Source organism: Variovorax sp. YR634 (genome assembly GCF_900106655.1).
Taxonomy (GTDB): Bacteria; Pseudomonadota; Gammaproteobacteria; order Burkholderiales; family Burkholderiaceae_C; genus Variovorax.
Genome location: NZ_FNOL01000011.1, coordinates 199,283 through 216,844 on the forward strand (window position 1 = coordinate 199,283; position 17,562 = coordinate 216,844).

At 66.2% G+C, this 17,562-nt stretch carries 20 protein-coding genes; 9 read left to right on the plus strand and 11 right to left on the minus strand.

Translation table 11 applies throughout. The features are described from left to right. Positions 1 to 50 precede the first annotated feature (50 nt). Entirely contained in the window at positions 51 to 1,337 is a 1,287-nt protein-coding gene (locus BLV60_RS19690) for an amidohydrolase family protein (RefSeq protein ID WP_093056960.1), read from the plus strand. Between the two features lie 9 nt (positions 1,338 to 1,346). Here the strand turns inward: BLV60_RS19690 and BLV60_RS19695 are convergent, their stop codons facing one another. After that, entirely contained in the window at positions 1,347 to 2,651 is a 1,305-nt protein-coding gene (locus BLV60_RS19695) for an ATP-binding protein (RefSeq protein WP_093056961.1), read from the minus strand. Next, positions 2,648 to 3,370 carry an osmolarity response regulator transcription factor OmpR gene (gene ompR, locus BLV60_RS19700; RefSeq protein ID WP_093056962.1) on the minus strand — a complete coding sequence of 241 codons (723 nt, stop codon included), beginning with the start codon at positions 3,368 to 3,370 and terminating at the stop codon, positions 2,648 to 2,650. Before ompR ends, BLV60_RS19695 begins: the two co-directional genes overlap by 4 nt. 194 nt (positions 3,371 to 3,564) lie before the next feature. Between ompR and BLV60_RS19705 the strand changes: the two genes are divergently transcribed. From BLV60_RS19705 to BLV60_RS19720, 4 genes are read left to right on the plus strand one after another with little or no spacing between them, the layout of a single operon-like run. Continuing rightward, entirely contained in the window at positions 3,565 to 4,011 is a 447-nt protein-coding gene (locus BLV60_RS19705; RefSeq protein ID WP_093056986.1) for a hypothetical protein, read from the plus strand. Between the two features lie 17 nt (positions 4,012 to 4,028). Beyond that, positions 4,029 to 4,319: an EF-hand domain-containing protein gene (locus BLV60_RS19710; protein ID WP_093056963.1), complete on the plus strand. Its 291-nt coding sequence runs from the start codon at positions 4,029 to 4,031 to the stop codon at positions 4,317 to 4,319. A gap of 1 nt (position 4,320) precedes the next feature. Continuing rightward, positions 4,321 to 5,181: a sterol desaturase family protein gene (locus BLV60_RS19715; RefSeq protein ID WP_093056964.1), complete on the plus strand. Its 861-nt coding sequence runs from the start codon at positions 4,321 to 4,323 to the stop codon at positions 5,179 to 5,181. Further along, on the plus strand, positions 5,178 to 6,053 hold the full coding sequence (locus BLV60_RS19720) for an alpha/beta hydrolase (protein ID WP_093056965.1): 876 nt from the start codon (positions 5,178 to 5,180) through the stop codon (positions 6,051 to 6,053). The genes BLV60_RS19715 and BLV60_RS19720 overlap by 4 nt, the downstream gene beginning before the upstream one ends. Here the strand turns inward: BLV60_RS19720 and BLV60_RS19725 are convergent. Then, complete coding sequence (locus tag BLV60_RS19725) at positions 6,050 to 6,901, minus strand: NAD-dependent protein deacetylase (protein ID WP_093056966.1); 852 nt, start codon at positions 6,899 to 6,901, stop codon at positions 6,050 to 6,052. The genes BLV60_RS19720 and BLV60_RS19725 overlap by 4 nt on opposite strands. A gap of 114 nt (positions 6,902 to 7,015) precedes the next feature. Between BLV60_RS19725 and BLV60_RS19730 the strand changes: the two genes are divergently transcribed. Next, entirely contained in the window at positions 7,016 to 7,426 is a 411-nt protein-coding gene (locus tag BLV60_RS19730) for a GFA family protein (protein WP_093056967.1), read from the plus strand. Positions 7,427 to 7,437: 11 nt separating this feature from the next. Here BLV60_RS19730 and BLV60_RS19735 read toward each other — a convergent pair whose 3' ends face one another. The 7 genes from BLV60_RS19735 to icd form a co-directional block, all read right to left on the minus strand. Then, positions 7,438 to 7,884: a DUF3574 domain-containing protein gene (locus BLV60_RS19735; RefSeq protein ID WP_093056987.1), complete on the minus strand. Its 447-nt coding sequence runs from the start codon at positions 7,882 to 7,884 to the stop codon at positions 7,438 to 7,440. A 21-nt stretch (positions 7,885 to 7,905) separates the two neighbouring features. Further along, positions 7,906 to 8,640, minus strand: a complete 735-nt coding sequence (locus BLV60_RS19740; RefSeq protein WP_093056968.1) for a CatB-related O-acetyltransferase — start codon at positions 8,638 to 8,640, stop codon at positions 7,906 to 7,908. Positions 8,641 to 8,652: 12 nt separating this feature from the next. Beyond that, positions 8,653 to 10,092, minus strand: coding sequence for an exodeoxyribonuclease I (gene sbcB / locus BLV60_RS19745; RefSeq protein WP_093056969.1), 1,440 nt, complete (start codon positions 10,090 to 10,092; stop codon positions 8,653 to 8,655). Continuing rightward, a complete protein-coding gene (gene cls / locus BLV60_RS19750) occupies positions 10,093 to 11,538 on the minus strand; it encodes a cardiolipin synthase (RefSeq protein ID WP_093056970.1) in 1,446 nt (481 codons plus the stop codon). Between the two features lie 112 nt (positions 11,539 to 11,650). After that, positions 11,651 to 13,972, minus strand: a complete 2,322-nt coding sequence (clpA, locus tag BLV60_RS19755; protein WP_093056971.1) for an ATP-dependent Clp protease ATP-binding subunit ClpA — start codon at positions 13,970 to 13,972, stop codon at positions 11,651 to 11,653. 67 nt (positions 13,973 to 14,039) lie between these two features. Then, positions 14,040 to 14,399 carry an ATP-dependent Clp protease adapter ClpS gene (gene clpS / locus BLV60_RS19760; protein WP_042674481.1) on the minus strand — a complete coding sequence of 120 codons (360 nt, stop codon included), beginning with the start codon at positions 14,397 to 14,399 and terminating at the stop codon, positions 14,040 to 14,042. Between the two features lie 250 nt (positions 14,400 to 14,649). Beyond that, on the minus strand, positions 14,650 to 15,909 hold the full coding sequence (gene icd, locus BLV60_RS19765) for an NADP-dependent isocitrate dehydrogenase (protein ID WP_093056972.1): 1,260 nt from the start codon (positions 15,907 to 15,909) through the stop codon (positions 14,650 to 14,652). Positions 15,910 to 16,127: 218 nt separating this feature from the next. Here icd and BLV60_RS19770 point away from each other — a divergent pair, with 218 nt between their 5' ends. The 3 genes from BLV60_RS19770 (at position 16,128) to BLV60_RS19780 (ending at position 17,378) form a co-directional block, all read left to right on the plus strand. Then, a complete protein-coding gene (locus BLV60_RS19770) occupies positions 16,128 to 16,466 on the plus strand; it encodes a cell envelope biogenesis protein TolA (protein WP_093056973.1) in 339 nt (112 codons plus the stop codon). Between the two features lie 153 nt (positions 16,467 to 16,619). After that, positions 16,620 to 16,820 (plus strand): hypothetical protein, encoded by a 201-nt coding sequence (locus BLV60_RS19775; RefSeq protein WP_093056988.1) that lies wholly within the window; start codon positions 16,620 to 16,622, stop codon positions 16,818 to 16,820. Positions 16,821 to 16,919: 99 nt separating this feature from the next. Then, positions 16,920 to 17,378, plus strand: a complete 459-nt coding sequence (locus tag BLV60_RS19780; RefSeq protein ID WP_093056974.1) for a DUF192 domain-containing protein — start codon at positions 16,920 to 16,922, stop codon at positions 17,376 to 17,378. A 69-nt stretch (positions 17,379 to 17,447) separates the two neighbouring features. On the opposite strand, the gene BLV60_RS19785 is transcribed toward BLV60_RS19780, so the two are convergent. Next, on the minus strand, positions 17,448 to 17,562 hold a 115-nt coding region (locus BLV60_RS19785; protein ID WP_218132239.1), incomplete at its 5' end, for a Fe-Mn family superoxide dismutase.

Here is a 17,562-nt window from a genome sequence, read left to right on the forward strand (position 1 = left end):
GGCGCTCAAAGCGGCCGAAAATACCGTTCAACCGATCACAGGGTCCCACGATGCTCGACCTCCTCATCACCAACGCCACCCTCCCTGACGGCCGCACCGGCATGTCGATTGCCGTCGAGGGCGGCCGTATCGCCGAAGTGACCGAAGGCCTCGTCGCCCCGGCGCACGAAACGCTCGATGCGCAAGGCCTGCTGCTCGCCCCCCACTTCGTCGACCCGCATTTCCACATGGACGCCACGCTCAGCTACGGCCTGCCGCGCGTCAACGAAAGCGGCACGCTGCTCGAAGGCATTGCGCTGTGGGGCGAGCTGAAGCCGCTGCTCACGGCCGATGCGCTGATCGAACGTGCGCTGGCCTACTGCGACTGGGCCGTGGCAAAGGGACTGCTGGCCGTTCGCTCTCATGTGGACACCAGCGACCCGAGCCTGCTGGCGGTCGACGCGCTGCTCGAGGTCAAGCGCCAGGTGGCGCCCTACCTCGATCTGCAACTGGTCGCCTTCCCGCAGGACGGCGTGTTGCGCTCCCCGGGCGGCATCGAGAACCTGGAGCGCGCGCTCGACAAGGGCGTGGACGTGGTCGGCGGCATCCCGCACTTCGAGCGCACCATGGCCGATGGCGCGGCCAGCGTGAAGCTGCTGTGCGAAATCGCGGCCGGGCGGGGCAAGCTGGTCGACATGCATTGCGACGAGTCCGACGACCCGCTCTCGCGCCACATCGAGACGCTGGCCTTCGAGGCGCAGCGCCTCGGCATGCAAGGCCGGGTGACGGGCTCGCACTGCACATCGATGCACTCGATGGACAACTACTACGTGAGCAAGCTGCTGCCGCTGATCGCGCAGAGCGGCGTGGCCGTCATTGCCAACCCGCTCATCAACATCACGCTGCAGGGCCGCCACGACACCTACCCGAAGCGCCGCGGCATGACGCGCGTGCCCGAGCTGATGGCCGCCGGCGTGAACGTGGCCTTCGGCCACGACTGCGTGATGGACCCGTGGTACGGCATGGGCTCGGGCGACATGCTCGAAGTGGCGCACATGGGCCTGCACGTGGCGCAGATGACCAGCCAGGCCGGCATTCGCCAGTGCTTCGAGGCGGTGACGACGAATGCGGCGCGCGTGATGCACCTGCAGGGTTACGGCATCGAGGCGGGTTGCGACGCGAGCTTCGTGCTGCTGCAGGCGCGCGATCCGGTCGAGGCGATCCGCCTGCGCGCCACGCGGCTCAAGGTGTTCCGCAAGGGGCGCTTGGTGGCCGAAACGCCTGCCGCCACTGCGAGCCTGCACCTCGCGGGACGCGACGCCGCAACGAGCTGGATGCCACCGAAGCGCGCCGGCTGAACGAGGCCGTCAGCCCGGCGGCAACGGCAGCCGCAGGCGTGCATGCAGGCCCTCGCCCGGGGGTGTCTCCAGTTCGAGCCGACCGCCATGCGCCTGCGCGATGCGCTGCACGATGGCCAGGCCGAGCCCTGCACCTGCCGTCCCGCCGCGATCCGCATTGCCACGGCGGAACGCCTGCTTGAGAGCATCCGCCTCGGCCGGGTCGATGCCGTCGCCGTGGTCGGCGACTTCGACAATCGCCTCCTGCCCCACCACGCGCGTCGACAGCGTGACCGGCGCCCGGCCGTGGCGCCAGGCGTTCTCGATCAGGTTGCCGATGGCGCGCTGCATGGCCTGCTGGCGCAGCGGCAGCGTGGGCGCGCCGCCCAGCTGCAGCGCCATGGGCCGGCCATGGTCGGCGCTGGCCGCGCCCAGCGCCCGGGCCATGTCGTCGAGCGATGTCGGCACCGGCAGCTCGTCACCGTCGCCGCGCGCAAAGTCGAGGAACTGGCCGACGATGGCGTCCATTTCTTCCACGCTGCGCGTCATGCTGCTCACGAGCTCGGGCTCCATGCGGTCGCGCAATATTTCCACGCCCAGGCGCAGCTTGGTGAGCGGCGTGCGCAGGTCGTGCGAGATGCCGGCCAACATCAGGGCGCGCTCGCGCTCGGTCTGGCGCAGGCTGCCGACCAGTTGATTGAAGCTGCGGCTCACGGTCGCGACTTCGGTGGGACCGTCTTCGGGCAGCGGCATGGGCTCGCGGCCCGCCGCCAGCGTGTGCGCGGCCTCCACCACGCGCACCAGCGGCCGGTTGAGCCGGCGCTGGAACCAAAGCGCACCCGCCAGCGCGAGCAACGCGCTGCCTACAGATACCGCCACCAGCGCACCCGTGAATTCGCGCGCGGGCAAGAGGCCGGGCATCACGACCCAGTGATCGCTTCCATCGAGCGTGAGCCGCAGCGCCAGGCCGCCGTCGGGCTCGCGGCGCCACACGGCCTCCACGCCCTTGCTCGCGATGCGCGCCGACACCGAGCGCACGAAGCCGCGCTCCAGCGGCGTGAGCAGCACGCGCGGGCCGCGCGCCTTGTCGGCGCGGCCAGCCGTCGCCTGCTGGTTGAACCCGTCCACGAATGCCGGCCGCTGGGCCGGCGGCAGTGCCAGCATGCCCGCGCGGATGGCTGCCACGTTGCGCGCCACGCTCTCGGCAATCTGGTCGAGCCGTGGCTTGATGACCATCTCGCGCAACAGCAACCCGCCGCCAATCTGGCCCAGCGCGATGAGCAGCACGAGCAGCAGCGCGTTGCGCCCGAACAGGCTGCGCGGAAAGAGCTTCATGGCACGAACAGGTAACCCACGCCCCAGACCGTGCGGATGTGGCGCGGTTGCGCGGGATCGGCCTCGATGAGCTTGCGCAGGCGCATGACCTGCACGTCGATGCTGCGGTCGGTGGCCTCGTGCTCGCGGCCGTGGGCGAGTTCGATCAGGCGCTCGCGGCCCAACGACCGGTTGGCGTTGAGCGCCAGCGCCTGGAGCAGCGAAAACTCACCGGTGGTCAGGGGGATATCTTCTTTCGCGCCCTCCACCTCGCGCTCGAGGCGTCGCTCGCCAAGGTGCAGCGTGAAGGCGCCGAAGCGCACGCTTTCCTGCACCGGCGCCGGCCCGGTGTGCGCGCCCAGCATGCGCTGGCGCCGCACCAGCGCCTGGATGCGCGCCAGCAACTCGCGCGGGTTGAAGGGCTTCGGCAGGTAGTCGTCAGCGCCCATCTCGAGACCGACGATGCGGTCGACCGGGTCGCCGCGCGCAGTCAGCATCAGGATGGGAATGGTCTCGCCCTGTGCGCGCAGCCGGCGGCACACAGCCAGGCCGTCTTCGCCGGGCATCATGACGTCGAGCACCAGCACGTCGAAGCGCTCGCGCGCGAGCAGCTTGTCGAGCGGCTGGGCGCTCTCGACGGTGCGCACGGCATAGCCCTGGTCGCCGAGGTAGCGCTGCAGCAGCGCGCGCAGGTCGGCTTCGTCGTCGGCAATCAGGATGCGGGCCAGCGCTTCGGTCATGCGGCGAATCGTAACGGCGGCTGCCCTGCCCGGTCGCGCGGGAATTCATGACAAACGATGACAGAGCCCCGGACGGGCGCTCACGGATTGTCATGAACGCACCGCGCTGCGCCATGGCTGGCTCACATCTCGCGGCCACAGTCGCTTTCACGGCTTCGCGAGGTGCGCAGCCGGCACCGCAAGGAGTCTTGAACATGAAGCGCGTTCTTTCCCTGTCCACTTCCGCCGCGCTGGCCGGCGTGCTGCTGGCGGCGGCCTTCACGGCCACCCAAGCTGGCGCGGCCAGCCGGCATGTCGTGCGGCCCAACGCCGCGGGTGGCACCACCGCCACGAACATGCGCGCGGTACGCGGGCCCGGCGGAGGCTATGCAGCCCGCGCCGGCACGACCTCGGTCAACCCCGACGGCTCGGCCAGCCACCGCAGTGGCTTCGCTGCAGCCGGCACGCGCGGCAGCGCAGAAAGCAGCGGCAGCGCGAGCCGCGACGCATCGGGCAACGTGACCCAGAGCCGCAGCGCCACCGCCACCAGCGCCGCCACCGGCAACAGCGTGCAGAGCAGCACGAGCTACAACAGCGGCACCGGCCTGACGCACAGCGCCACCTGCTACAGCGCGGCCGGCGCAGTCATTTCCTGCCGTTGATGCAAGGGAGCGTGCCCATGACAACCCGCCACGTCCTGCCGCTGCTGCTCGCAGCCGTGTCCTTCGCCGCCTGCGCCCAGGCGCCCGATGCCGGCCGCGCCGAACAGATGCGCGCCGAGCTGCACAAGCGCTTCGGCGCCGCCGACACCAACGTCGATGGCCGTCTCACACGCGACGAAGCACGCGGCAAGATGCCGTGGGTCTACCGCAACTTCGACGCCATCGACAGCGCTCACGCAGGCTCGGTGACGATGGCGCAGATCGAGGCCTATGCCGTGACCCAGCAACGCAGCAGCCGGCAGAAATAGCATGTCCTTCGACCTGATCCGCGAATCGATGGGGCCGGGCATCGCGCTGTGGCTGACCGGCCTGCTCGTCTTCGTGCTGGCCGCAGCCACGCTCGAAGGCCTGGTGCAGAGCTTCGTGCGGCGCCAGGCCTACGACTGGCGCGCCTACGGCGCCTCGCTGGCCGACGCGGTAGGCCGGCGCGCGGTCGATGCGCTGGGCCTGTCGATTGCCGCGCCGGTGCTGGCCTGGGCGCACGCGCACCGGGTCGACACCATTTCACTGTCGACGCCCGCGGCCTTCGCACTGCTCTTCGTAGGGCAGGAGTTCTGCTATTACTGGTATCACCGCGCTGCGCACCGCGTGCGCTGGTTCTGGGCCACGCACGCGGTGCACCACTCGCCCAACGAGCTCACGCTGGCTGCCGCGCTGCGCCTGGGCTGGACGGGCAAGCTCACCGGCACGGCCCTGTTCTTCGCGCCGCTGGTGTGGCTGGGCTTTCCGCCGCTGGCGGTGGTGGCCACGCTGGCGGCCAACCTGCTCTACCAGTTCTGGCTGCACGCGCCGTGGATGCCGCGCCTGGGGCCGCTCGAATGGGTACTGAACACGCCGACGCACCACAAGGTGCATCACGCGTCGAACCCGGAATACCTCGACCGCAACTACGGCGGCGTGCTGATCGTGTTCGACCGGATGTTCGGCACCTTCGCTGCCGAGCGCAAGGACGTGACGCTGCGCTACGGCCTCACCACGCCGCTGCGCACCCACAACCCGTTGCGCATCGCCTTCCACGAGTGGGTGAACCTGGGCCGCGACCTCTGGAAGGCCGACGGCTGGCGCGCGAAAATCTCGACCCTCTTCGGTCCTCCGGGAGCTTCGTCATGACACATTTGCTGCGGATTTGCGCGGCCTGGCTGGGCATGCTGCTCTTCTTTCCGGCGATGGCACAGCAAGTTGGCGCGCCGGTCGCCCCCACCGGCGTGCAACGGCTTGCCGACGTGCCCTACGGCCCCGATGCACGCCAGCGCATGGACGTCTATCTGCCACCGAACGCACGCAACGCCCCGGTGCTCGTGATGGTCCACGGCGGCGCGTGGATGTTCGGCAACAAGGCAGCCGCCTCGGTGGTCGACCTGAAGATCGAGCACTGGGTGCGCGACCAGGGCTTCATCCTGGTGTCGGTGGGCTACCGCTTCGTGCCGCAGGTCGACGTGATGCAGCAGGCCCAGGACGTGGCGCGCGCGGTGGCCACTGCGCAGGCAAGCGCGCCTTCGTGGGGCGGCGATGCGGGCCGCTTCGTGCTCATGGGCCATTCGGCCGGCGCGCACCTTGTTGCGCTAATCAGTGCATCGCCCGGCATCGCGCGGCAGCAAGGCGCACGCCCGTGGCTCGGCACCGTGGCACTCGACAGCGCGGCGCTGGACACTGCGGCACTGATGCGACGTCGCCACATGCCCTTCTATGACCGCGTGTTCGGCGACGACCCCGCCTACTGGCGCACCGTATCGCCCACCGACACTCTTGCGCCTGGTGCACCACCGATGCTGCTGGTGTGCTCGACCCAGCGGCGCGATGGCTCGTGCACGCAGGCGAATCAGTTCGCGACTCGGGCCGCGGCAATTGGTGGCCGCGCGGAGGTAGTGCCTGAAGACCTCACGCACGCGCAGATCGACGGTGAACTGGGCCTGCCCGGTGCCTACACGGCGTCGGTGGACGCGTTCATCCGATCCCTGCGCAAGGCGCCGGGCGAACGCTAGGCCATCCGATCCGGTTGCGGCTCGGGCGCCAGTTGCTGCGCAAGCGCCTCCAGCGCCTCGCCCACCGGCCGTTCGACCTTCAGCGAGAGCAGCGCATCGGCCCGTGTGCGCCCCAGGTTCACCGCCGCCACGGGTTTGCCCGCCGCGGCGGCCGCTTGCACGAAGCGAAAGCCCGAATACACCATCAGCGACGAACCGGCCACGAGCACCGCGTCGGCTTCTTCCAGCGCCGCGAAGGCGGCCGTGACGCGCTCCTTCGGCACGCTTTCGCCGAAGAACACGACGTCGGGCTTGAGCAGGCCACCGCAGTGCGCGCACGCGGGCACGTCGAAGGCGGAGAAATCATGGCCCTGGAGATCGGCGTCGCCGTCTGGCGCGGCACGGGCTTCGAGTTCGGCCCAACTCGGATTGCGCTGCCGCAGTTCGAGCTGCAGCGCCGCGCGCGGCGTGCGCCGCTCGCAGGCCATGCAGCGCACGGTGTCGATGCGCCCGTGCAGGTCGATGGCGCCGCGGCTACCGGCCGCCTCATGCAAGCCATCGACGTTCTGTGTGAGCAGCAAGCCCACGCGGCCCGCCGCCTCCAGCCGCGCCAGCGCGCGATGCGCCGCACCCGGACGGGCGCCGGCCATGGTCGGCCAGCCGATCAGGCTGCGCGCCCAGTAGCGCTGTCGCGTGGACTCCTCGCCCATGAAGGCCTGGTAGGTGACGGGCGACGGGCGCTTCCATTCGCCCTCGACGTCCCGGTAGTCGGGAATGCCCGATTCGGTGCTGCACCCCGCGCCGGTGAGCACGAAGAGCTTGCGGTGGCGGGTGGCGAAGTCGGCGAGCGCGGTGGAATTGGCGTCCATCCGGGGAGCATACGTGGCCGCGCCAGAGGCTGCGCGGCCGGGGAAATAGCCAGCCATTGCGTCCGCAGGCCGCTCTTCCTACGATGCCCACTTCCCCCGAAAAAAGGAATTCGCATGCAAGTACAAGGCGCCTGCCACTGCGGCCAGATCACCTTCGAAGCCGACCTCGATCCGGAGAAGGTTTCGCTGTGCAATTGCAGCGACTGCCAGGTGCTGTCGGGCTCCGCCTACCGCGTGTCGGTGCCTGTGCCGGCCTCCAGCTTCCGCCTGCTGACCGGCACGCCGAAGACCTACGTGAAGACGGCAGACAGCGGCGCGCGGCGACGACACGGCTTCTGCGCGAACTGCGGCTCGCCAATCTGGGCCGCCGCGGACAGCGACACACCGCCAAGCTATGCGCTGCGCGTGGGAGCGCTGGCGCAGCGCGCATTGCTGCCCCCGCGTCGCCGGATCTGGTGCCGCTCCGCGCTGGCGTGGTCGGAAGACCTGAGCGGGCTGCCGGCCATCGACGGACAACCCTCCTGAGCGCGGCAGCCTCAGAAGCGGACGCAGACGGATTGCCGCTCCTGCAGCACCGCCTCTTGCGCGAAGCGCTGGCGGTAAGTGCCGATGATGCTGGCGATGGCGGCGTCGTCCTTGTCGCTGCGCGGATGCAGCAGCACCACCAGCTTGGAGCGCTCGCGCACCACGTCGCCCGACACGCCGCGCCACTGGCCGGCGGCATCGATCACCGTCAGGCCCTGCGGAAAAGCCGGCATCATGGTGGTGTCGAGAAAGCCCGTCCACTCGGCATCCGACACCTGGCCTCCCGAGGGAATGGCCCGGCCGAAATAGAGCGTGTCGCGCTCGAAGGTCTCGAAGCTGCTCCCGCAGGCTTTCGCCGCACCAGGCGCCGATGGCAAGGCGCTGCATCCGGCGAGCGCCGCGGCCATCGCGACGGCTGCCAGCGCGGTGCGGACAAGGGGCGAAATACCTGTAGTCATGCGAAATACCTCCATGCGTGATCAACCCGGCAGAAAGACCAGCGGCGCAGGCTGGCCCTCGGCGGGCGGCGTACCGTGGTCGAGCAGGCGCCAGCCGGGATTCCAGCGCGACAGACGACCTTCTGCAACGGCGGCCTCCAGCGTCGACTGGGCTTTTTCAGGGTGCTGCCAATCGAGCACCAACGTGCGCAAGTCCCAGTCCCACCAGGGGCAGGCGCGGATGCGTTCGATGAGCGCATCGGGGAAACGCTGGCGGATCACCCTGGCCGGCACGCCGCCAACGACGGTGAAAGGCGCCACGTCGCGAGTCACGATGGCGCCCGCACCGATCACCGCGCCGTCGCCGATGGTGATGCCGCTCTTGAGGCTGACCCTCGAGCCAATCCACACGTCATTGCCGATCACCACCGGCGAATGCGAAGGGAATTGGCCGACTGACTGGTGCCGGTAGGGCTCAGGAAAATTCGGCGCATAGGCCAGCATGTGCGTCGTAAGCCAGCCGGCGGGATGGTCCGACAGGGTCTGCACACCGTCGCCGATCGAGCAATAGCGCCCCATGCGTACGTCGACGAGCAATGCGCCCGGCGAGATGCTCGAATACGCGCCCACGGAGCACCCGCCGTGCATCTGCACGGCATGCCACACGCGCACCGGTGTCTCGAAGCGGAATGGCGTTGGCAGCAGCGAGCCTTCCGACAGGAACAACCCGTAGCTTTCGAGCCCCTTCGACAGTTCGGCGTTGATCGAGAGGCTCATGGGCGACGCGGATCAAGCCTCGGGCGCGATGGCCTCGGCGTATTCGTAGAGCGCGCCGAGGATTTCCTCGCCACGCTCGTCGGCGTTCTCGGAGAGCGCATCGACCTCGCTGAACAGCATCTCGATGGTGCGCGCCCCGCCCTCGCCCTTGAAGAGCTTTGCCACGCGCAAGGCTTCCCAGCGTTCGGCCTCGTCCTCATTGAGCAGTTCGGGCCAGTTGCGTGCGCGGTAGCGGAACAGGATCTCGTCGAGCCGTCCGTCGTCGAAGCCGGTGCGGTCTTTGGCCAGCTCCTCGGGCGACAGGCCGCGCAACTGGTTGAGGCGCCGGCGGTCGGCGTTGCCGACGAAGCCGCCGTAGAGGTCTTCGTCGACGTCGGGCGTTGCCTCCTTTGGCCGGGCATACACCTGCGACCAGATGGCGCTCATGTCGGGCAGGTCGCGAGCGATGGCGGCGTGGCGCATGGCCGTGTCGAGGTCGACGCCCCAGCGCTCGGCCATGGCCGGCGCCAGCGTGCGCAGGTTGCCGACCACCATCGGCGACTTGTTCAGGTGCACGCCCTTCACGGGCAGGCGCACCACGCCTTCAGGCAGGTCGGCCGTGCGGGTGAACAGGCGCAGCCGCAGCGTATCGACGTCGATGTCGCGCAGCTCGCTCGGGTCATACGCAAGGTCCCAGGCGAGCAGTTCGTTCTTGTTGGTCGGATGGCTGGCCAGCGGCCACATCACGGCCAGGCAGCCGCGCTCGACCGGGAACATGCCCGAGACATGCAGGAAGGGCTTCGCGGTTTCGCGCATCGCGGGCAGGCCGAGTTCGCTGGCGACACGGTCCTTCTTGTGCAGGCCGAATGCGAAGTCGAATAGCTTGGGCTGCTTGTCGCGGATCAGGCGTGCCAGTGCGATGGTGGCGCGCACGTCGGAAAGCGCATCGTGCGCCGACTCGTGCAGCAGGCCGTTGGCGCGCGCCAGGTCTTCGAGCTTGAAGCTGGGCTTGCCGTCTTCCTTCTTCGGCCACTCGATGCCGTCGGGGCGCAGCGCGTACGTCAGGCGCACCACGTCGAGCAGGTCCCAGCGGCCGCAGTCGTTCTGCCACTCGCGCGCATAGGGGTCGATCAGGTTGCGCCAGAACAGGAAGCGCGTGACCTCGTCATCGAAGCGGATGGTGTTGTAGCCGACGCCGATGGTGCCGGGCTGCGAGAAGGCGCGCTCGATGTGCGCGGCGAATTCATGCTCGGGGATGCCGCGCTCCAGGCACACCTGCGGCGTGATGCCGGTGATCAGGCAGGCCTCGGGGCTGGGCAGGTAGTCCGGCGCGGGCTTGCAATAAATCATCAGCGGCTCGCCGACTTCGTTGAGCTCGGCGTCGGTGCGGATAGCGGCGAACTGCGAGGGACGATCGCGACGCGGCACTGCGCCGAAGGTTTCGTAGTCGTGCCAGAGAAAGGTGTGGTTCATTCAGAGCAAGGGTGAAAACAAGCGCGCAATGGCGTCGCCGAGGCGGCGCCAGAAACTCTGGTGCCGGTTGCCGCGCACCGCGCCGGAACTCTGCAGGTCGGTCTCGAACTGCGCCGCCAGCGGCCGGGCAAGTTCCGGACCATAAACCACCGCGCACACCTCGAAGTTGAGGCGGAAGCTGCGGTTGTCGAAATTCGCAGTGCCGATCATCGCGCAATGGTCGTCGACCACCAAGGTCTTGGAATGCAGCATGCGCGCCTTGTACTCCCAGACCTTCACGCCGGCGGCGATGAGCTCGTCGAAGTACGAGCGCGCGGCGGCGCTCACGATGGCCGAATCGCTGCGGCGCGGCACGAGCAGACGCACGTCGACGCCGCGCAGCGCGGCACTGGTGAGCGCCATCAGCGCCGGCTCGCCGGGCACGAAGTACGGCGTGGTGAGCCAGGCGCGATGCGTGGCCGAGTGAATGGCCTCGACGTGCATTCGGTGGATGGCTTCCATCGCGTTGTCGGGGCCGCTGGTGACGATCTGCACCGGGATGTCGCCGGCTTCCAGCTGCGGCAGCATGGCATTCAGGGTGTCGTCCATGCCGCGCGGGTCTTCGCCGGTGGCGTAGGTCCAGTCTTCGAGGAAGGTGGTCTGCAGCCAGCGCACCGCGCTGCCTTCGATGCGCAGGTGCACGTCGTGGTAGGCGTCGGGGTTGGTGCGCTTGTCTTCCTCGTCGGTGATGTTCACGCCGCCCGTGAAGCCGATGCGACCATCGCACACAACGATCTTGCGGTGTGTGCGGTAGTTGGTCACCGGGCGCAGGCGGCGGCCGATCTTGGTGTCGTGGAACAGCGCGACCTTCACGCCCGCCTCGAGCATCGGCGCCATGAAATTGCGGCCGATGCGCTTGGAGCCCAGTGCGTCGATCAGCAGCCGCACCGTCACGCCCTGCCTCGCGCGCTCGATCAGCAGGTCGCGCAAGGCGGTGCCGATCTTGTCAGGCTCGAAGATGTAGTACTCGAGGTGGATGTGGTTCTGCGCGGCGCGCACGGCCTCGAAGATTGCGTCGAAAGTGCGCGCGCCGCCCGAGAGCAACTCGACGTCGACGGCGCTCGACACCGGTAGCCCGCAGGTCGCGGTGCCCAGTTTGGCCATCTGTTGCAGCGCCGGCGGGGCGTTCTGCGCCGCATCGCGCAGCCGCGCCACGTCGGCCTGGGCGGAGGCGCCGGCGCGACTGCGCAGGCGCTTGAGTCGCTGTTTTCGCAGGCGCTGCGGCCCGAGGAAGTAGTAGATGACGAAGCCCGCGAACGGCAGCAGCGCCAGCGACAGGATCCAGCTCATCGTGGACACCGGCGCGCGCTTCTGCATCACGATCCAGATCGACAACACCGCGATGTAGCCGCTCCACGCCAAGGAGAGGCCGGTTTTCCATTCGTGGCTGAGTTCGGGGAGGATCAAGGCGAGGAGGCTTCGTGATTTCGGCGGCCCAAAGAAAAAGGCCGGCAGCGTGATGCTACCGGCCTTTGGAGGCGGTTCCGCAACCTCATCGGCCGCGGACTGCCCGGTTCTTTCAACCTGTCGCAGCTTCTTCAGCTTCGGGCTTCGACTTGCCTTCCTTCTTCGAAAGCGGCTGGATGTCGAGCAGCACTTCGTCCTTGTCGTCGAGGTCGACTTCGAGGCGGCCGCCGTCGGTCAGGCGACCGAACAGCAGCTCGTCGGCCAGCGCACGACGGATCGTGTCCTGGATCAGGCGCTGCATCGGTCGTGCGCCCATCAACGGATCGAAGCCCTTCTTCGCCAGGTGCTTGCGCAGCTTGTCGCTGAAGGTGACTTCCACCTTCTTCTCGCTGAGTTGCGTTTCCAACTGGAGCAGGAACTTGTCGACCACGCGCAGGATGATGTTCTCATCGAGCGCCTTGAAGTTGACGATGGCATCCAGCCGGTTGCGGAACTCGGGCGAGAACAGGCGCTTGATGTCGCCCATTTCGTCGCCCGCCTGGCGCGGGTTGGTGAAGCCGATGGTCGCCTTGTTCATGGTCTCGGCACCCGCATTCGTCGTCATGATGATGATGACGTTGCGGAAGTCGGCCTTGCGCCCGTTGTTGTCCGTCAGCGTGCCATGGTCCATGACCTGCAGCAGCACGTTGAAGATGTCCGGGTGTGCCTTCTCGATTTCGTCGAGCAGCAGCACCGCGTGCGGCTTCTTCGTGACGGCTTCGGTCAGCAGGCCGCCCTGGTCGAAACCGACGTAGCCCGGAGGCGCGCCGATCAGGCGACTCACCGCGTGACGCTCCATGTACTCCGACATGTCGAAGCGGATCAACTCAATGCCCATGATGTAGGCGAGCTGCTTCGCCGCTTCGGTCTTGCCGACACCCGTGGGGCCGGAGAACAGGAACGAGCCGATCGGCTTGTCGCCCTTGCCCAGGCCCGAGCGAGCCATCTTGACCGCGGAGGCGAGCACTTCGAGTGCCTTGTCCTGGCCGAACACCACGCTCTTGAGGTCGCGCTCGATGGTCTGCAGCTTGCTGCGGTCGTCGTTGCTGACGTTGGCCGGGGGAATACGCGCGATCTTCGCCACGATTTCCTCGACTTCCGTCTTGCTGATGGTCTTCTTGCGCTTGCTCGGCGGCAGGATGCGCTGGGCGGCGCCCGCTTCGTCGATGACGTCGATGGCCTTGTCGGGCAGATGACGGTCATTGATGTACTTGGCGCTGAGCTCGGCCGCGGCCTGCAGGGCCGCCACGGCGTACTTCACGCCATGGTGTTCCTCGAAGCGCGACTTCAGGCCCTTCAGGATGTCGACGGTTTCCTGCACCGACGGCTCGACCACGTCGACCTTCTGGAAGCGACGCGAGAGGGCCGCATCCTTTTCGAAGATGCCGCGGTATTCCGTGAAGGTGGTCGCGCCGATGCACTTGAGCTGTCCGCTCGAGAGCGCCGGCTTGAGCAGGTTCGACGCATCGAGCGTGCCGCCCGAGGCTGCGCCCGCACCGATCAGGGTGTGGATTTCATCGATGAACAGGATGGCGTTCGGCTTATCCTTGAGCGACTTGAGAACGCCCTTCAGGCGCTGTTCGAAGTCGCCACGGTACTTGGTGCCGGCCAGCAGCGCGCCCATGTCGAGCGAGAACACGTTCGACTCGGCCAGGATTTCCGGCACGTCGCCCTGCGTGATGCGCCATGCGAGGCCTTCGGCGATGGCGGTCTTGCCCACGCCAGCTTCACCCACCAGCAGCGGGTTGTTCTTGCGCCGGCGGCACAGGATCTGGATGACGCGCTCGACCTCGTACTCACGGCCGATCAGCGGATCGATCTTGCCGTCCTTGGCCATCTGGTTGAGGTTTTGCGTGAACTGCTCGAGCGGCGATGCCTTCTCGTTGCGCTCGCCGCCACCGTCCTCGCCTTCGCCCGAAGGCGCTTCGCCGCTGCCCTTGACGGCTTCCGGCGGATCGCTCTTCTTGATGCCGTGGGCAATGAAGTTGACCACGTCGAGGCGGGTGACGCCCTGCTGGTGCAGGTAGTACACGGCGTGCGAGTCCTTCTCGCCGAAGATCGCGACCAGCACGTTGGCGCCGGTGACTTCCTTCTTGCCGTTGCCGGTGGACTGCACATGCATGATGGCGCGCTGGATGACGCGCTGGAAACCCAGGGTCGGCTGGGTGTCTACATCGTCGGTACCCGCCACCTGAGGCGTGTTGTCCTTGATGAAGTTGGTGAGCGACGCCCGAAGGTCGTCGACGTTCGCCGAGCAGGCGCGCAGAACTTCTGCGGCGCTCGGGTTGTCCAGCAAAGCGAGCAGCAGATGCTCCACGGTGATGAACTCGTGGCGCTGCTGCCGGGCCTCGACAAAGGCCATGTGCAAGCTGACTTCCAGTTCCTGGGCAATCATGTGATTTCCTTTTGCCTTGCTGTAAATAAGTTCTCAGATGGGTTGGAGCTTGCGCAATTCAACAGGTTCACGCAACTGGCTCACTGACACATTGCAGCGGGTGCCCAGCCTGCTGCGCCGCTTCCATGACCTGATTGACCTTGGTGGCCGCCATGTCGCGGGAATAGACCCCACAGACACCGCGGCCATCGAGGTGGATCTTCAACATGATCTGGGTCGCGGTTTCTCGGTCCTTGCTGAAATATTCCTGCAGCACGACGATCACGAACTCCATAGGGGTGTAGTCGTCGTTCAGCATGACCACCTGGTACATCTGGGGCGGCGCGGTTTTCTGCGGCCGGCGCTCCAGGACGACCGAATCTCCGTCATCCCCGGCCGGCTTCTGGGCCGGCGGAGTGCTGGGAGTTTTGGGAATTCTCGTTGCCATGAAAAAGATTCTATAGAGCGTGCAAGCACCGTGCCGGCGAAAAAAACTTGGTGGCGCGTATCCGACAATTCAAGGGCATTGCGGCGGTTGCGACAGCTTTTTTGATGAAGCGCACCTGCGGAGAGTTTTAGGCAAAAAGGGATGGCCGCGGCCCGATCGAAGAGCCAATAAAAAGCCCTTGAATTCCTTCTGGAAGTTCAAGGGCCCATTGCATTGCAACGACGTCGCAAGACGTCGAAGCAAACGGCAATTACATGTGGTCGATCATCACCTGGCCGAAGCCCGAGCAGCTTACCTGCGTGGCGCCGTCCATCAGGCGGGCGAAGTCGTAGGTGACCTTCTTGCTGGCAATAGATTTTTCCATCGAGCTGATGATCAGGTCGGCAGCTTCCTTCCAGCCCATGTGGCGCAGCATCATTTCAGCCGAGAGGATTTCGGAGCCTGGGTTCACGTAGTCCTTGCCGGCGTACTTGGGTGCCGTGCCGTGGGTGGCTTCGAACATGGCGACGGTGTCGCTCAGGTTCGCGCCCGGGGCGATGCCGATGCCACCGACCTGCGCGGCCAGCGCATCGGATACGTAGTCGCCGTTGAGGTTGAGCGTGGCAATCACGCTGTACTCGGCGGGACGCAGCAGGATCTGCTGGAGGAATGCATCGGCGATGCTGTCCTTGACGGTGATTTCCTTGCCCGTCTTCGGGTTCTTGAACTTCATCCACGGGCCACCGTCGATCAGTTCAGCGCCGAACTCCTTGGCTGCGAGGCCGTAACCCCAGTCACGGAAGCCACCTTCGGTGAACTTCATGATGTTGCCCTTGTGCACCAAGGTGACGCTGGGCTTGTCGTTGTCGATGGCGTACTGGAATGCCTTGCGCACGAGGCGCTCGGTGCCCTCCCTCGACACGGGCTTGACGCCAATGCCCGAGGTGTTGGGGAAACGGATCTTCTTGACACCCATCTCGTCCTGCAGGAACTTGATGAGCTTCTTGGCCTTGTCGCTCTCGGCTTCGAACTCGATGCCCGCGTAGATGTCTTCCGAGTTCTCGCGGAAGATCACCATGTTGGTCTTGTGCGGCTCGCGCACCGGGCTCGGCACGCCTTCGAAATACTGGATGGGGCGCAGGCAGACATAAAGGTCGAGTTCCTGGCGCAGCGCGACGTTCAGCGAGCGGATGCCGCCGCCGACGGGCGTGGTCAACGGGCCCTTGATGGAGACAACGTAGTCGCGCACAGCGTGCAGGGTTTCCTCGGGGAGCCAGACGTCGGGACCATAGACCTTGGTCGACTTTTCGCCAGCATAGACCTCCATCCAATGGATCTTCTTCTTGCCGCCGTAGGCCTTGGCCACCGCTGCGTCCACCACCTTCAGCATCACTGGCGTGATGTCCAGGCCGGTCCCGTCGCCTTCGATGAAGGGAATGATCGGTTGGTCAGGCACATTCAGCGAGTTGTCGGCGTTGACCATGATCTTCTGACCTTCGGTCGGGACTTTGATGTGCTGATAACTGGTCATGAGGGGGGATGGCTCCGGGATTGACGTAATTTTGACGACTGTCAGCGAATTCAGACACGGGGTGGATTCGCTGTACAGCCCGCGAACAAATCGCTGTACATTTTAGACGCAACCCATCAGCAAGCGTTTGTCAACCGGCGAGCCAATGGGCTCGTTAGTGGCTGACCTTCTGCTCGCCGGGAGGCGTTTCCAACCAATTCTCGATAGAGGAATCATCAATGAGCAAAATTCTCGCAGTCATGATCGCTGGCCTGTTCGCCGCTGGCGCCTACGCCCAAAACCCGGCCGGTACGACGCCTGAGCAAGGTAACGCCACCAACAGCAAGTCGCAGCAACGTGCCGAAGCCAAGAAGGCTGCCAAGCCCGCTGGCCAAGTCAAGGCTGCCGCTGGCGACGAAGCCAAGACGCCCGAAGGCGGCGCCATCGGTGCCGACAAGGCTGCTGCCTCTGGCGAGAAGCGCGCAAGCACCCGCGACCAGCGTCGTCGCAACAAGGACGGCAGCGTGAAGCGCAAGTCGACCCAAGGCGGTACGCCTGACATGGCAGGCGCCAAGTAAGTCGGCCCAGCCCCAGAAAAGAGCGCTCTTCGGAGCGCTTTTTTTTCGCCTGCCGCAACCGTTCTGCTGTCAACCGCAGGAATCGGCCTCCGTTGAATGTCTACCTTCCGCAGGGAGGGCAATCCAAATCAACGAATTTCAAAGGATATGTTCATGAACAAGCTGCTCGCAGCCCTGGTCGCTGGTCTCTTCGCTGCCGGTGCTTTCGCTCAACAAGCCGAACCCACCACCGCTGCTCCCGCAGCCGCTTCCAAGGCCGCCAAGCACGCGCCTGCCAAGAAGCACGCTGCGGCCAAGAAGCACAAGGTCAGCCACGTGGCCAAGGCCCACACGGCCGCTGCCAAGAAGGTGTAAGCTTTCACGCTCACCGGCAATGCCCGCATCAGCGGGCATTTTTATTGGCGTTTTTTTGATTTAGGCCGGGCCCTGACCCCGCCCTGAAAGAGTTGCCCGATGTTCCAGCGTCTAGCCGCCCTGCTCCTCGCGTCCGCGTCCTTCATGATGCCTGTGCACGCCCAGCAGCAACCCCAGACCGACCTGCCGCGCACGCAGTTGTCGGTCGGCCTGTACAAGATCGATGCGCAGATTGCGCAAACACCCCTGCAACGCGAAATCGGCCTGATGTTCCGCAAGGAAATGCCGCAGGCCGAAGGCATGATCTTCGTGTTCGAGCAGCCTGCCACTCAGTGCTTCTGGATGCGCAACACGATCCTTCCGCTGACTGCCGCTTTCGTGGCCGACGATGGCCGCATCGTGAATCTGGTCGACATGCAACCCATGACCGAGAACTCGCACTGCTCCCTGGAGCCGGTGCGCTACGTGCTCGAAATGAACCAGGGCTGGTTCGCCAAGAAGAACATCAAGAAGGGCGCAAAGCTCGGCGGCGAACTGTTCGCAGTCACCAAGCGCTGAGCTCCTGCTGCCTGAAGCCCGCAAAAAAGCCGACCCAAGGGTCGGCTTTTTTGTTGGGGAAACCCGGGCTCAGCCGAAATTCTTGGCGACGAAGTCCCAGTTCACCAGCTTGGCCAGGAAGGTCTCGACGAACTTCGGGCGCAGGTTGCGGTAGTCGATGTAGTAGGCGTGTTCCCAGACGTCC

What these genes read in the sequence shown, in the direction of transcription:
- BLV60_RS19770 (WP_093056973.1), top strand. Translation starts at nt 16,128, where the DNA reads ATGAGCAAAATTCTCGCAGTCATGATCGCTGGCCTGTTCGCCGCTGGC.
- BLV60_RS19725 (WP_093056966.1), bottom strand. Translation starts at nt 6,901, where the DNA reads ATGGACGCCAATTCCACCGCGCTCGCCGACTTCGCCACCCGCCACCGC.
- BLV60_RS19705 (WP_093056986.1), top strand. Translation starts at nt 3,565, where the DNA reads ATGAAGCGCGTTCTTTCCCTGTCCACTTCCGCCGCGCTGGCCGGCGTG.
- BLV60_RS19720 (WP_093056965.1), top strand. Translation starts at nt 5,178, where the DNA reads ATGACACATTTGCTGCGGATTTGCGCGGCCTGGCTGGGCATGCTGCTC.
- BLV60_RS19740 (WP_093056968.1), bottom strand. Translation starts at nt 8,640, where the DNA reads ATGAGCCTCTCGATCAACGCCGAACTGTCGAAGGGGCTCGAAAGCTAC.
- icd (WP_093056972.1), bottom strand. Translation starts at nt 15,909, where the DNA reads ATGACCAGTTATCAGCACATCAAAGTCCCGACCGAAGGTCAGAAGATC.
- BLV60_RS19730 (WP_093056967.1), top strand. Translation starts at nt 7,016, where the DNA reads ATGCAAGTACAAGGCGCCTGCCACTGCGGCCAGATCACCTTCGAAGCC.
- BLV60_RS19710 (WP_093056963.1), top strand. Translation starts at nt 4,029, where the DNA reads ATGACAACCCGCCACGTCCTGCCGCTGCTGCTCGCAGCCGTGTCCTTC.
- BLV60_RS19695 (WP_093056961.1), bottom strand. Translation starts at nt 2,651, where the DNA reads ATGAAGCTCTTTCCGCGCAGCCTGTTCGGGCGCAACGCGCTGCTGCTC.
- clpA (WP_093056971.1), bottom strand. Translation starts at nt 13,972, where the DNA reads ATGATTGCCCAGGAACTGGAAGTCAGCTTGCACATGGCCTTTGTCGAG.
- BLV60_RS19715 (WP_093056964.1), top strand. Translation starts at nt 4,321, where the DNA reads ATGTCCTTCGACCTGATCCGCGAATCGATGGGGCCGGGCATCGCGCTG.
- BLV60_RS19780 (WP_093056974.1), top strand. Translation starts at nt 16,920, where the DNA reads ATGTTCCAGCGTCTAGCCGCCCTGCTCCTCGCGTCCGCGTCCTTCATG.
- BLV60_RS19735 (WP_093056987.1), bottom strand. Translation starts at nt 7,884, where the DNA reads ATGACTACAGGTATTTCGCCCCTTGTCCGCACCGCGCTGGCAGCCGTC.
- clpS (WP_042674481.1), bottom strand. Translation starts at nt 14,399, where the DNA reads ATGGCAACGAGAATTCCCAAAACTCCCAGCACTCCGCCGGCCCAGAAG.
- sbcB (WP_093056969.1), bottom strand. Translation starts at nt 10,092, where the DNA reads ATGAACCACACCTTTCTCTGGCACGACTACGAAACCTTCGGCGCAGTG.
- ompR (WP_093056962.1), bottom strand. Translation starts at nt 3,370, where the DNA reads ATGACCGAAGCGCTGGCCCGCATCCTGATTGCCGACGACGAAGCCGAC.
- BLV60_RS19690 (WP_093056960.1), top strand. Translation starts at nt 51, where the DNA reads ATGCTCGACCTCCTCATCACCAACGCCACCCTCCCTGACGGCCGCACC.
- BLV60_RS19775 (WP_093056988.1), top strand. Translation starts at nt 16,620, where the DNA reads ATGAACAAGCTGCTCGCAGCCCTGGTCGCTGGTCTCTTCGCTGCCGGT.